This window comes from Rhodococcus globerulus, from assembly GCF_019334125.1.
GTDB lineage: Bacteria > Actinomycetota > Actinomycetes > Mycobacteriales > Mycobacteriaceae > Rhodococcus_F > Rhodococcus_F globerula.
Map to the genome: position 1 here is coordinate 6,008,573 of NZ_CP079698.1, position 14,522 is coordinate 6,023,094.

Below are 14,522 nucleotides of genomic sequence, written 5' to 3' on the forward strand. Positions count from 1 at the left end.
GACACCAAGGATGCGCAATGGATGCTCGACCCCACACCATCCGAGAAATATTTGGTTCGGACGAGTGTCTGATCGTCCCGATCTTTCAAAGACCATACGTATGGAAAGAAGATCGTAACTGGGAGCCTCTATGGAACGACGTCACGAGCATGGTGACGCTATTCGCGGATGACGACGACGCCAATCCTCACTTCCTCGGGGCGGTAGTTCTGGATCATCTCAAGGCCACGAAAGGCTCGATTCCGTCGCGTCAAGTTGTGGACGGTCAACAGCGCCTCACCACATTGCAAGTGCTACTTGCAGCAGTGAGAGATGCATTTACGACGCGAGGTGTTCCCGACCGATACATCAATGCACTGCGCCAGCTCACACGTAACCAAGACGAACTATCCACTGACCGCCATGCACGCTTCAAAGTCTGGCCGACGTTAACTGATCGTGGTCCGTTTTCAAACATCATCGTGTCGGACACCCAGCACCAGATCGACGAACTACTCACCGACAGCGATTCTGATTCGGTACTCCTTGACGCATACAGATACTTCTTTCGACGTGCCCTCCAATGGCTCGATGAGTTCGTTGGATCCGAGGCCCAAGATGCCGCTGCCAATTCGCTGGTAAACGTCCTCCGCGATGGGCTGCAGCTAGTCGTGATCAATCTCAGCCAGCACGACAATGCACAAGTGATCTTTGAGAGCCTCAATGACCGTGGCACACCCCTGCTTCCGAGCGATCTCATCAAGAATCTCCTATTCCAACTAGCAGAGTCTTACGGCCATGACCCCGAGAGCCTTTACAACCTCTACTGGCAACCGTTGGAATCGAAGGCATGGAAATCAGAGATCCGGCAAGGCCGACTGAACCGATCGCGGCTCGACGCCTTTTTCGCCCACTATCTGACGATGCGGCTGGGCAAGGAGATCCTGGCACCAGCACTCTTCACTCAATTTCGAAGCTTCACGGCGACTCTTAGTCGCGACACCATTCCGGATCTGATGTCAGAGATCAAGCGATTCAGCACAATTTACGAGAACCTTACGGAATCGGGGGGTGAAAGCGCCGATGAGACACTCTTCCTCTCCCGCCTGAATGTCCTTGATACAACCGTTGTTACGCCAGTATTGTTGTTTTTATTTGACAGCTATCCATCACACGAGAGAAGTGCCGCCCTCCAACTGCTCGAATCATGGCTGGTTCGTCGAATGGTATGCAGACTTACCAGTAAAAACTACAACCGCATGATGCTTGAACTCCTTCATTTGTTGAAACGCCAAGCAGAACCTCCAACTACGACGATCCGCCAGTACTTGCTAAACCAGTCCGCGGAGTCCGGGTATTGGCCGACCGACGAGGCCGTTCAAGATGTACTCCTTACACAACCTGTGTACAGCCAACTGACCCGCGCACGAATGCGACTGGTACTCGGTGGATGCAATCGAGCGCTAGCCCCTACAGAAGAGCCTGCTGGCGCCGATCTGGCTATCGAATATCTTCTAGCGCACAATGTTCGGGACAATCCAGGCGAAATTCTCGACACGCTAGGTAACCTAACTCTAATGCCGAAAAAGCTTGGCGCACCAGCTTCCACTGCGTCTTGGGAGACACGACGATCGTTGATTCTGGAGACCGCCCCATCTGGAATCAACCAACTGCTTCCACTCGATTTCGGGCCTCAGCAAATTCTGCAGCGGAGTATCAGACTTGCCGATTCCTTCTGCAAAGAATGGCCGCACCCCCTCTCCGTCCCTGTCCCCGTCCCTGTCCCTTCAAGTCGCCCCACGCCAACAGGTCGACCTCGAATACAACCTCCTGCCCCGCCCCAGTTGGACATCGCCGGCCATGTCAACGAAGTGTTCGAATCAATGCCGATCGGCACTGTGTTGACCTCAGTGCAAATTGCCAGCCTGCCGTCAGGTTTTTTCGGGCTAGGTCAGCTCAGGGCGTCCCACGTTGAATCAGGTTTGCGACTGTTGCCTGCCTACCTCAACATCATCGAACATGATCCTCTGACAATCGAAAAGATATATGTTGCAGCACTTTCCGAAGAATCTCAGCCTCAAAATTTCGCAATCAAGCGAAAACACTACACCGAAACAATCCAGATGCTCCTGAGACAGGGATTGTTGCAACCCGACGACGAACTTGTTTATCGCGAACCGAAGAAAAACCTTGTCCATCGAGCCCGCGTTCGACATGACGGTGCGATCTTCGCTGGTGGGCGCGAGTTTTCTTCCGTATCAGCAGCACTCACGCACTCAGTCGGCCGGTCGGCGAACGGATGGGAATGGACCGTTGTTCGGACGAACCTAACGCTCAGCGATATGCGAATCCAGGCTCAAGCACCGAGGTTCAGCAGCTAGCTGGTCTTTTTTGCACCGTGCCAAAATACGCAAAGCCAGCGATCCAGGAACTACAACCACAACCAACTTTCAGCAAGTGCATCGCACCCACACCTCAGGAGCTATTGGTGAGTCAAAAATACTGGCGCAAATCGGCTTTCATGAAGACTCGGCACGCCTGCACACTCGTCGCGCTGGCAGGTCTACTGGCGCTCTCAGCCTGCTCGACACCGCCAGCCGAAACCACACCCTCGACGACCGCGGCCTCGTCCATTCCTCGATCGGAGGCCACAGCGAATCCCCTGACTACCCCAAGCACATCCGACGTCGCGGTCACGTCAGTAGGCGCGACGGCTGTTGAATCCAGTCCACCCACCACCGAAGCGCCTACTTCTGCGGCGCCGGTCGTGGTCGAATGTTTACAGGGCACACCCGGCCCTGCGCGGATGAGCGACGGAACGATGGCGTTTTCACAGTGGTGCTTCGATCAACTCGGAGGAAACAAATACTTGGAGAGCGAGCGCCAGGCAAATACCTTCAATTGTGACGGGACTGTCTGCCGAAATCCGTACACGGGTGGTTCATATCCAGATCCGAATGCAACCGTGCCGGTTACTACCGTGAGACCTGCAACTCCGGCTGAAGTTCTCCAAAACCAACAAGGAGTCGCCGAATCAGGATGCTCGACGTCGGGTTGCATTCAGACCTACTTCGGATGCCGCGATGGGTACATAACCGGAGAAGTTTGCAGTCGGTGGGGATTCTGAATCGGCCAGAGAGTCAAGGCGTCACTAGCCGTACCGGAACGCATTCCCCTTCGAAGTGAGAGTCTTCACCCTCTCAACGGTCCAGACTGCGAGCACATCAACCTTGCGTTTGCGACCCGTCTCCTTGTGCGTATCCATTTCCTGTTCCGCGATGATGTCCTTGATCCCGTCGGCATCGAGGGACGAAAGACGCTCCAAGAGAGCCTCTTCCCCATCGAGCTTGAAGACCTCGAACGGGTCGAAAGCCCCCGGCTCCCGTTTCACCTTCGGGGCAGCAGCACGACGACGCGGCGCCGGCGCAGCAGCAGGCAACGCAACCGTCGCTCCATCCGATGGAACCGCAAAAGCCTCTTCGATTGCCTTCGCAAAACGCGGAGTGCGGGCGGCTTCCTCCGCCACGACCTGAACGAGCTTGGCCAGTAACACCGATGCTGAGGCGTTGGTTGCTCCCAGTTTCAGGAGCGCTGCACCGGTTTCCTGCACCTGCACCCGACGACGCGCTTCATCGATACCCGCACTCATAGCTTCGCCTGCGCTTCCGTGAGAATGTTCTGCGTAATTGCACGCATCTGATCGAACTGACCTGCGTTGCCGTACTTCACTTTCAAGGTGCCGTACGGGTGAAACTCAGCTGACGCGGCAATCTGATTCGACTCCGCGAGATACTCCGGCAGGACGTGTGGGACGTTGGGGTCGCGTCGGAGATTCCTGACGGTGGTCCGGTGCACGGCGGAATTGGACTTGTACTTGGTGATCACCAACCCCAACTCGAAGAGCTCACGGCCGATCTCCTTGCCGAACTTGGCGATGTGCGTCTGGATCTGCGGAATGCCGTAAGTGGAAAGCACATCCGGGATCGTGGGAATGACATAGCCGTCGGCCATCGCCAACCCGTTGAGCGTGATCGGGCCCAGATTGGGTGGGCAGTCGATCAAGACGTAGTCGTAGTAATCCATCACGGGAGCCACGGCATCGCGTAACAACTCAACCGGCTTGGTGGAACTGCGGTCAGCCACCCGAAGGGCACTGATCTCCTCCTGCAGCTCGATCAAGTCCAGCGACGAGGGCAGCAGATCTACGCCAGTCACGTGTTTGACCGGCGAGACCGACTTCTGAATTGTCCCCTGCAGATCGAAGTTCGACGTACCTTCAACCGCGTCACGGAAGATGGTCGCGCTGGTGAGCCCCTTCTTGTTCAGCTCGAGCCAGTGATCCTCACTGATCATCATGGTGGTGAGATTGATCTGGGCATCCAGGTCGATCAGCAACACACGCTGGCCGAATTCGAGCGACATGAACTCCGCCAACCCCGCCGTGATCGTCGTCTTACCGACGCCACCCTTGAGATTGATTGTCGCAATGGTCTTTGCCATCAGAATCCGTCCCTGTCCTTCACCGCTACACACCTAGCTTGCATCGACTATCGCACCTGTCCCTGATTGTTTGACCCGAAAACCGATCCGCCCCAACGGTTCCGCAGCTTGCGGCAGGGCGTACGAAAACAGCGTCGCGAAGTCACGCGAATCCACCGGACCAGCCTGTGCCCGCTTCAACTGACGTGGACCCGGATCATTGGCAAAAACCAGAATCAACGCGCCGCGAGTCTTACGGTGCAGTGCCCCGGCCAGGGGCCCACCGTTCTTCTTCGGGCTGCCGGCAATGTGCTCGATGGCATCACGCTCGCGAACGGCGGTACCGGTGAAACCTGTTCGATACTCACGCTCTTGACGCTTGCGATTGACGATCGGAAGTTTCTCGTGCCAGCCCTTGATCTCGATGGGCTCGCGTGTCTTCGGTTGTGGCAGAAGAACGGCAAAATCCTCGAGCAACCCGGATTCGATTGCCGCCGAGAGTGCTTCACGGTGCGGCCCGAAGTTCCAGCCCGTCGCCCACTCGAATTGATCGACTGCATCCAGAACAACGGGAGCGGGGACGATTCCGTACCGTGCGGTGAAGGACCGCACAACATCGTCCTTGTCCACAAAGTTGAAGGTCCCGGAATCGCCGAGCGACTTCAGCACCGGACCGACAGCAGCAAAATGTCGGGCATTGATCGAGCCGTCACCGCGCGGCGGCTGCATCGTGAAACTGAAACTCTCGCCGCCCATACCGCGATAAGCCAGCTCGGCGTTGAACATCTTGTTCCGCGCAGTGGGCTTGAGCCACGGAAGCTGCTGGAACACCATTGGCGGCACATCGCGCGGGGTGACCCACGGTTCGCCATTCTCGTTCACACCGCTGAACCTGGTGAGCTCACGCCGGAACTCTTCCTCGTCCCGCACGATGGCCTCGAACGCCTTGTACATGTCGTACTCGGCACCGGCTGGCCCGCCGACCGTACGACCGATGAACAGCCGCACCAGGTCTCGGTAGCCTGGACGAAAACCGAACCATCGACCCATCTGCATCAGCGTGTCGGCTTGGCCGGTTCTGCGGGTGTAGTACGTGATGGTGAGTCCCTCGACCGTGAAGCCTCGACTCAGCTTCGTACCGCCGACGAGAATCTTCCAGACGCCGCGTTCCTGGAAGTCGAGGGAATCCTGCTTGTAGTCCTTCTCGGCCGCACCATTGACCACGATAACGGGGCTGGTTCCCTCGGAAATCTTGTCGTAGGCAGCGCCGATGAATTCCTCCAACTCGGCAAACGAACCAGGATTCTCCAGTTCACTGCCCCGAGCCGCACTCACCACCGCAAAGTCTTCGGCCCAGAGCTTGTCCAGCCGGGAAAGACTCTTGGCCTGGCTGTATCCGGCCGATTTCCACAAGGCCTTGAAGTCGTCGGCTACGGCGTCATGCTCGGCCTGCTTCACCGATTCGTGCACCAGCATCGTGTGATGCCGATACGACTTGGCGCCCTTTGATTCCCGGAATAGTTTGATTGCCCCGGTCAGGACAAACGAGTCGAGCGCTCGCAACTGCTCGGCTGAGCGATCCTCGTCGCACTCGGCTCGAAGATCCCGTACGTATGCCTTCTCGTTCGAATTGGCCGGCGTCTTGTCATCGTCATCCACATCGTCGAGATCGTGAAAGTCCGCACCACCCATGTACGGGCCGGGCCGCTCGAGGCTGACGATGAAGTCCGAAGGGAAGACGTTGACACTGTCTTCCGGATCGACAAACACATTGGCAAAAGGTGTTGCGGTGTAACCGATGTACTGAGCCCGCTTGAGAAGACCGAGGATCTCGGCAATCTGACCGTTGATCGCAGTCCGCTCGATCTGCTCGGTTTCCATTTTCTTCGGATCGATCGTGTTCACCGACGCCTGATCGGCCTCGTCGTCGATGATCAGAGCCGGGATCTGATCGAGTTCGGTGGGGACTTTCTTCAGATCCGCGACCAGCTTCTTGAGACTGGAGACGTTCTTCTTGACAACAGCGATCCGAATATTGCTGGGGTACAGATTCTTCGGATCATTGAGCGGAAATGAGTGATCGACGGTCTCGAAGTGCAACGCGCTCAAGCCCGCAAGCAGGCTCTTGTAATCGAACGTCGACGTGGTGAGTCGACGGATTGCCGGAATCTCGTTTGTCTTGTTGGGATCGATTTCGTGCTCGAGAAAGTTCCCCGCGCGCCAATCTTCGTCATTGGTGTAGTCGTCGTCGACGCCGGCGCTGATGTTCTGACGGCCGACCAGTTCCATGTCGAGACGTCGCTGAGTCTGGCTCCGCAGAATCTCGATCGTGCCGGTCAAGACGATGACCAATCGGTAGCCGGCGTCGATCGCCTTGGCCACTACACCACTGAAATTCGCCGTTTTTCCACTCTGGACGTACCCGACCACCAGCCCCTTGGACTGATACGGCTCCGGCCGGGTTGGGTCGGCGAGCCGGTGAACGACTTCGGTGGTGGCTACATCCAGTTTGCCGATCGTCGCGTCGTCCCAATTCTTGTCCGCCAGAACACGCTTGTACGCACGCCAGTAGAAGTCATGCTCGCGTCGTCGCTCTGCGGTGTACCAGGGATCCCACGGCTGCTGAGCCGCAATGACCACTGGTCCACCGTCGCGAGGAAACCTCGCACTGAGGTCGTCGTGCACCTGAGCGGGCAGTCCGAGCAATTCGTAAATCAGAGTTCGACGCTCGTCGCTCTGCGCGGCGGTGGCTCTTACCCACGTTTCGACACTCTCGGCATCCCACTGACGCAATCGTGACCGCAGAGCCGTACGCACGGCAACAGCGCTGTCGTCCAGGAAGACGTCAACGATGTCGGCGATGGTCAACCCGTCGGGAAAGCTGGCCCGCAACCGCGCATTGACCGGGTACAGAACGTTTTCAGGTGGAAACCCGTCGCCCAGTTCGCGTGCCACGGCACGGAAGACTTCCTCGCTCACTGCGCTACCTGCTCTCGATGTGCCGCCATTGCAGAGATCAGGACTTCCTGCCACGCCTGCATCTTTTCCTTCTGCCGCGCGCTGATCCTGACACCCTCGAACATTTCACCGACCAGCAGATAGATGAGCGACTTCAGCACCGGCGCGTCCGTGTTGTCGAGACTTCGGCGCCCTAGCAGGTCGCGCCGAAAACGCGCATTGATCCACAAGGTGCGGGTTTTGAGATCTACTTCGAAGAATTGATCCCGTGCCAATGCTCGCCATCCAATGGCAACAGGGTCGGCGCCAACAGTGAATTCGAATGCGTCGCTGAAAGAATCGAGCACATCCTCGGGAAGACCGGAAGAAGGTTCTACGACGCTGATGGGCCGGGGCTGATGGCTGCGCGCTGCGCGGACGGAGTTTTCGGCGTCATCGAGATAAGAACGGAAGTTCGCCGTTCCATCGGCGAATACTCCGCCGTCGATGGCAGCCGTTGCAGTGGCATCAAGAGTGACTCCCGACTTTTCGGGGTTGATCGTGATGTGCTGCAACACATTGTCGTCGAGGTCTATCGAGACGCGGGCCAATCCGTAATCGGGACGACCGCGAACAATCCCGTTCCAGCCACCGATCTGCAAGAGTCGGTCATGTCGATAGAAGTACAACCCTTGCTGATCCCTGCCTGGTGCACCGTGCAGCCGAAACTCCGGCGCATTGCTCCGCGGCGGCCAGATGTGGGCGTGAGCAACTGGAGTCGATCCGTTGATCGACACAGTCAGTTGTCGAGGGTAATTCGGCGAACCAGTGCGCGGATAGGCAAACGGATCAACTGCGCCCACCGAGCGCAACGCCCCTGCCCGCCCAGCCTCGACGTCGAAGACATCTACAGTCAACGCAACTCGGCCGGATTCGATCAATCGATGAAACACCACACCGAGGTGGCTGCGCACGTCGTTGATGGTTTGCTCGAGCCAACTGGTCTGCTCGTCCGCGTTCGCTGACATCAGAAAGGTTGTGATGCCGCGCCATTCGACGATGGTGCCGGCCTCGAACGGAAAGCGAGGTATGACGGCATCGAAGAAAGCAGCAGCCTCCCCCTCGTCGATTACCGAAACCGCCTGGCGTCCCTGCCCAGAGTCGATCTCACGGCCCTGGGTGGAGTTACCCGAGCGCCTCGACCACACCCGCAGCACTCTCGCCTGACTCAACGATGCGGCCTTCATACCAACGCCGAAATGACCCAAATCTGCTGCACCGTAATCGCGTCGGCGCCCGTATGTCATCGCTGCATCGATGGTGACGGCATCCATTCCACAGCCGTCGTCGATCAGCAGCATCGAGACGATTCGAGTCCCGTCCTGCACAAAGCGAATCAACACGTGCGCAGCACCGGCGTCGAGGCTGTTGTCCACCAGGTCGGCGAGGGCCGTGGTGATGGTGTGGTGCAGTCCCACTGCACCGGCGAGAGATTCGTCAGCCGTCAGCGCCTGGGTTCCGACGATCGAGACCTCGGAGATGTCAGGCATCGCCGATCTCCGAGTCCGCCGATACGTCGGAGTGGACCCAGGCCGCTTCCAACAAATCGAGGATTATGTCCTCACCTCGATCTTCATAGGCTCGCAGCAGTTTTCGCGGCCGATCTTCCCCGGGAAGACTCACCGCCTCGGCAAGAATACGCACGACGTGCCGATCAGCGGTGCGCAACGGTTCGCGGTTTCCGATTTCGGCAAGTGCCTGCCGCAACGGATCGACATCGGCATGCACAACAACCGGACGCACCACCCGGAACGTCCCGTCCTGCCACAATTCGAGCAAGATGTCCTCGCCCACAACAGCAGACAACTCACGCAGGAACCGGCGGATCGTGCCGAAGGTCGGCTGAGCACCACTCCACCGAATAGCCTGCACGCCAAGATGACTCTCGAGCTCCACGCTCTCGCCGCGCGCACAACCAGCTGCGACCGCCAGGCCGGCGGGCACCGCAAAGCTCGAACCTCGCAAGTGCTCGGCCGTGACCGCCGTACGGTATCGCCAGACATTGCCGGAGCGGTACAGGCGACGCGTCTGCTCCGGCGGTTTAGCGGTATCGCGTGTGCGCTTACGTCGCACAATGCCGTCGCCGTCGACGTTGAACTCGCTCTGCTCCGGAACAGGCTCTTCCACAATGGAATCCGCACTACCCCACGCCTGAAGGTGCCATAAACCGGCGTCGAGGACGGCGCGATCATCCGATTCGAGGGCCCGCTCGATCGACCGTTCGGTGCGATCCGTCTTCAGCAGCGCCGCCAACTCGGGAACGGTCTTCGGCGTCCCTAGTGCCTCCAGCGCACCAACTGCCAGGTCGGAGATTCGACGCGCCCTCGTCAACGCGGACCCGGAAACAACGGTGATTCCGCACCAGGTGAGCCATTTCTCAAGTTCGCCGGCAGACATCGACACCGTATCGGCAACGTCGCCGAGAGCAACTACGCCGTTGGGTGATTCGAAGTCCTCGAGCAATGTCTGCGTACGCTTCTTTGCTGCCGCAACGCCGGGCGCGGCGGCCCAACCATCGGTGACCTCGAAGTAGTCGTCGATTCGATCGAGAACCAACCACAGTGGAACGCCATACCCGGGCACTTCGGCAGCAATGCTCGGATGCAGCTCCAGAAGGCGCTCGAGCAACGCGACCGGCTGAATCTCGACCCGCAAGCTGGCAAGCAGATTTCCGACGGCAGTTCCGAACCCGCAGGCGTCGTTGATCTTGGCTTTCACCTCAGCCTCGATCTGCCCTACCCGTCCCGAACCCACACCAAACTTCGCGCCAACCGCTCCGCGTCGCTGCGGCACCGGCGCCACAATGCGCTCCCGCAACACTATCGACTCGCGTTCGTCGAGTTGCGAGAAAAGGTTGTCGATCTCGTCCATCGCGTCGGTACGATCCATGGCAGGTAGATCGTTGGGTGTCAACGCAGAAATCCGGGCAGCCAGCTCCTGGATGGGTTCCGGCGACTCGTCATCGATCTCGACAGTGACGAGCGGGCGCGCATCCTGTCCGCGGACCCGTCGCCACATCGCCAGCTGCTCGAGATCGTCGAGCAAGGCCGTGATCGCGGGCGGGGCGGCTCCGTCGTCCGGCGTCTCGATGCGCGAGCGCGGATCTGTCATCACCGCACACACCAGCAAGCTCAGAACCACATCGTGAACTGTCTGCTCGCTGGTGCCGCGAACACCAAAAATCTCAGCGGTGGCGTGAGTCAGCAGGTCGCCGACGTTCCCTTGTGAGGCCAAACGGGCCAGCGACGTCACAGCCCGTGTATCGAGCGCGAGGGCACTGATCGGCACAGTCGGATCGAGGAGCGGGAAACTCTCCTTCAGAACCGCCGACGAGTGGTGGGAAATGTACAGCGACGCCAACTCGGACAGCAGTTTTTCGAGATCGACCTCGAGAACGGTGAACGACGGCGACTCACTGAACCACCAGTCCGGGGACGGTGCCAACGGTTCGAGCAAGGCGGCACGGTCAGACACGTAGTCGTCCAGCCATGGGAGAATATCGACCCAGAGCGTGTCCGACAGTTCTGTCGCGGGTAGCGAGTTCACACCCAACGTCAACGCACTACTCCCACTCACAGAACTTTCATTGCAGTGTAAAACCGACCACGATGTCGGTAATAAGCTACTGCAGGCTGTGACTCGTCGCAGCGTCGGACCTGACGACGCTCACCTGCTCAGTCGACTGCGGTGAAACCCTTCGCCCGATCCTCGTCGCCGACGCTCCACAGGTTGGTCGACACTTCCGCTTTCACGAGGGGAATCACTTCGTCGGCAAAACGGCGCAACGTGTCCTTCTGCTGCTCGAAGTCGAGGACGTGATTGACGGATACGGACTGGAAGTCGTGACCGTAACTCTCGTAGTAGTCCAGGATCTTCTCGGCGACACGCTCCGAGGAGCCCACCAAAGCGGGGCCACGGTCGACGGCTTCCTCGATGGTCCGGAAGCTCGTGGACTTACCGACCGCTTTGGGGTCGTGCTTACGCTTGTCAGCCTGCGCGACAGCACCCTCGTAGATGGGACGGAATTCCTCGACGGCTTGTTCGGTCGTGTCAGCGAGGAACAGCCCACCCGAGCCGGAGCCGACGTACGCACGGGAGGGATCGTGGCCGTGAGCGAGATACCGCTCGCGATAGTGGTCGATGAGCACCTTGTAGTTCTCGCGGGGCTGGAGCGCATTGGCCGTAACGATGGGATCTCCCCACTTCGCTGCAAGTTCCACTGCCTCGAAGGACGTCGCGGACCCGTGCCAGATGCGGAAAGGCCCGTCGTACGGACGCGGTAGCGTCGTTGCGTCCTCGAGGGAGGGCCGGTGGGTACCCACCCACTTGACGTTTTCCTCGCTGATCAGCAGTTTGAGGAGTTCGTAGTTCTCGGTCAGGTATTCGTACTGCTTGGAGATATCGAGTCCGAGCAGCGGGTACTGCAGCACCTCGTTTCCCTTGCCGATCACGATTTCGAGGCGCCCGCGGCTGAGCTGGTCGATGGTTCCGAAGTCCTCGGCCACCCGAATCGGGTCCAGCAAAGACAGGACGGTGACGCCTGTCGAGAGCAGAATTCGATCTGTGGCCTGCGCAATTGCACCCAAGATCACAGTCGGCGCAGAGGACAGCACCGGGCCGGCGTGACGCTCCCCCACCGAGAAGGAGTCGATGCCCAGCTCTTCGGCGAGAACGGCGAGTTCGACCACGCGATTGAGTCGGTCAGAGGGTGCTACTTCCTCTCCGGTCACTGGATGGGGTGGGTTGAAGATGATGTCCAGAACCTGAAAACGCATGACCCGTCTTTCTCGAGACCGCCGCACGGCGCCTGTCCCTCGACACGCTAGTTCGCTTGCCTCCAGCGAACCGCCGTGGCAGCGCAACCCTCAAGCCGGAAGAACAACGAAACATGCACTGCTTCAACAGTTCTCCACAAATACCGACAAGTAGGAAGGTTAAACTCTCGCCGATCCGAAATGCACTCCGACGGTCACACATTCCCGCCAGGTAGGACCTGCGTCACGGGCTAATCGAGCGCACGGTAAACATGAAGGACATAGAAACAGATTCCTTAATCGGTAAACGAGGTACTACAGATGAACGGTGCAGCTGCCATCGGCGATGGCATATTCCAGATTCCGGTGCCCATCACCGACAACCCACTCGGTGCAACGCTGGTGTACGCGATGGAGTCCCCGAACGGCCTGATCCTGGTTGATGCGGGTTGGGACGACGACAACGGCTGGCAGGGCCTCAATGCCGGGTTGGCGGAGATCGGTCATTCGGTCACCGATATCGAAGGCGTTGTTGTGACCCATTTCCATCCGGATCACACCGGGTTGTGTGGTCGCGTGCGTGAGGCGTCGGGTGCCTGGATCGCGATGCATGAGGACGATCACGACCTGTTCAACAAGATGGCCAGCAGCAAGGGCGAAGAGTGGATGGCCTACCAGCTGTCCAATATGGCCAAGGCCGGAGCCCCTGAGGCCGATCGCGAAGCATTCCGGCAGGCAGCCGACGGAAACCCACCGACGAGCGCGGACTCCGCTCCCGACAGGATCCTCTCGGACAACGAGATCATCAGCCTCACCGGTCGCGGACTCCGCGTTGTCTACACACCAGGCCATACCCCCGGGCATGTCTGCTTCTATCTCGACGACGCAAACGTCATGTTCACCGGCGACCACGTCCTGCAGAAGACAACGCCGCACGTCGGCAACTTCACGTACCCCCTCGAGGAACGCGACGCCCTGGCCGATTTCTTCGCGTCTCTACGACGCGTCCAGACCATGGACATCACGCGTGGACTCGGCGCACACGGCATCCCCATCGACAGCGTGGGTGGCCGCGCGGGTGAGCTGATCGAGCACCACGAAGAACGCCTGGATCACCTACTCGAGGCCTTCGGCGATCAGAAGCTGACGGTGTGGGATGTTGCGGCACATATGAAGTGGTACAAGCCGTGGTCGGATATTTCTCCGCTGGGCAAGACCATGGCACTGTCCGAGGGTGCCGCACATTTGCGTCATCTGGTTGCGCGCGAGCAGGTTACGCAGGTTTCCGATACGGAACCGGCACTGTTCGCCCGTACGTACTGAAATGACCGGTCAGGGCCGACAGCACAGCCGGCCCTGACCAGTGTCTCGATAGCCGAGCCCTGTCGGCACCCAGTGCAATACTTCGCAGATGATTACGCGCAGCGCAGGTCAGCACGTATTTATCGCTCTCGGTACACCCTGGCTCGACGCCGCGGTAGCATTTCTCGAACCCAAGGCGAAAGTCGATCCGTGGAGCTTTCACGGTCACATGGCTGCCGGCGACGTCCTGATCACCGTCTTGGACACCGATCCCCGAACTGTCCTTTGCGCGGAAACCCTGACAGCGCCGTTCGCCGACGGCATGGCTCGCCTGGAAGTGAGCGAAAACTACGACACTTTCTCTCGACTTCCGCTGGTTCCGGACATCGAAAAGGCAATGTCAATCCAATTCCCCAGCGAGACAGGTCAAATCGACGACGCACTCGGTGACCGCATCCTGTGGGTGCTCCACTCCGCCGTCGGTCTCGATTCCTTCGAAATCGACACCACGGACCCAACGTCAACCGCTGCCCACGCCCGGACCCTACTCGGCAGCTACGGCTCATGCACCGCCTGTGATGCGCCGCTGCGTTTGAATAAGTTCACAGCCGGGGATTCGATGCATTTTCACTCGGCGTCGCGCAGCTTCAGACAATTCGAGCCCGGAGACGACTGTCCGGCCGTTCTGTGCCGAAAATGCGCGGGCAGAATTGCGTCATCCGCTTACACGAACCTTGTTGAATACATGGTCTCGACACACCCGCTATGCCCGCAGTGCCGGGCTCGCTGGACCTCGCGCTGTTCCCCGGGAATGCCGGCCTACCTCCACAACGAAAGACCCTGGATCTCGGTCACCGGTTGCGTCGTAGGCCCGAACACTCCCCAATGGAGTTGCCTTAAGTGCCACCATTCGTGGGGAAATATGTTCGAGCTGCCCCCTGAACTCGACGAGCGCGTTTGGTGACCGCACAATCGGCCACCAAACGCGCTTCGTTGTCAGACGCTCTACAT

Annotated in this window: 9 protein-coding genes; 3 read left to right on the top strand and 6 right to left on the bottom strand. The window is 59.0% G+C overall.

What is annotated here, in order from left to right:
- Positions 1-17: 17 nt before the first annotated feature.
- Positions 18-2,360, top strand: coding sequence for a GmrSD restriction endonuclease domain-containing protein (locus KYT97_RS27375; RefSeq protein WP_219111238.1), 2,343 nt, complete (start codon positions 18-20; stop codon positions 2,358-2,360).
- A gap of 770 nt (positions 2,361-3,130) precedes the next feature.
- Here KYT97_RS27375 and KYT97_RS27380 read toward each other — a convergent pair.
- The 6 genes from KYT97_RS27380 to KYT97_RS27405 form a co-directional block, all read right to left on the bottom strand.
- Positions 3,131-3,628: a hypothetical protein gene (locus KYT97_RS27380; RefSeq protein WP_219111241.1), complete on the bottom strand. Its 498-nt coding sequence runs from the start codon at positions 3,626-3,628 to the stop codon at positions 3,131-3,133.
- Positions 3,625-4,479, bottom strand: coding sequence for a ParA family protein (locus tag KYT97_RS27385; protein WP_045071458.1), 855 nt, complete (start codon positions 4,477-4,479; stop codon positions 3,625-3,627). The genes KYT97_RS27380 and KYT97_RS27385 overlap by 4 nt, the downstream gene beginning before the upstream one ends.
- 33 nt (positions 4,480-4,512) lie before the next feature.
- On the bottom strand, positions 4,513-7,437 hold the full coding sequence (locus tag KYT97_RS27390; RefSeq protein WP_219111244.1) for a Z1 domain-containing protein: 2,925 nt from the start codon (positions 7,435-7,437) through the stop codon (positions 4,513-4,515).
- Entirely contained in the window at positions 7,434-8,945 is a 1,512-nt protein-coding gene (locus KYT97_RS27395) for an ATP-binding protein (protein ID WP_219111247.1), read from the bottom strand. Before KYT97_RS27395 ends, KYT97_RS27390 begins: the two co-directional genes overlap by 4 nt.
- A complete protein-coding gene (locus KYT97_RS27400) occupies positions 8,938-11,031 on the bottom strand; it encodes a hypothetical protein (protein WP_245005938.1) in 2,094 nt (697 codons plus the stop codon). Before KYT97_RS27400 ends, KYT97_RS27395 begins: the two co-directional genes overlap by 8 nt.
- A 98-nt stretch (positions 11,032-11,129) precedes the next feature.
- Complete coding sequence (locus KYT97_RS27405; protein ID WP_219111249.1) at positions 11,130-12,230, bottom strand: LLM class flavin-dependent oxidoreductase; 1,101 nt, start codon at positions 12,228-12,230, stop codon at positions 11,130-11,132.
- A gap of 300 nt (positions 12,231-12,530) precedes the next feature.
- Between KYT97_RS27405 and KYT97_RS27410 the strand changes: the two genes are divergently transcribed.
- Together KYT97_RS27410 and KYT97_RS27415 are read left to right on the top strand one after the other, a co-directional pair.
- Complete coding sequence (locus tag KYT97_RS27410; RefSeq protein WP_033236007.1) at positions 12,531-13,532, top strand: MBL fold metallo-hydrolase; 1,002 nt, start codon at positions 12,531-12,533, stop codon at positions 13,530-13,532.
- A gap of 88 nt (positions 13,533-13,620) precedes the next feature.
- Positions 13,621-14,475 (top strand): hypothetical protein, encoded by an 855-nt coding sequence (locus KYT97_RS27415; protein WP_219111252.1) that lies wholly within the window; start codon positions 13,621-13,623, stop codon positions 14,473-14,475.
- The last annotated feature ends 47 nt before the right edge of the window (positions 14,476-14,522 follow it).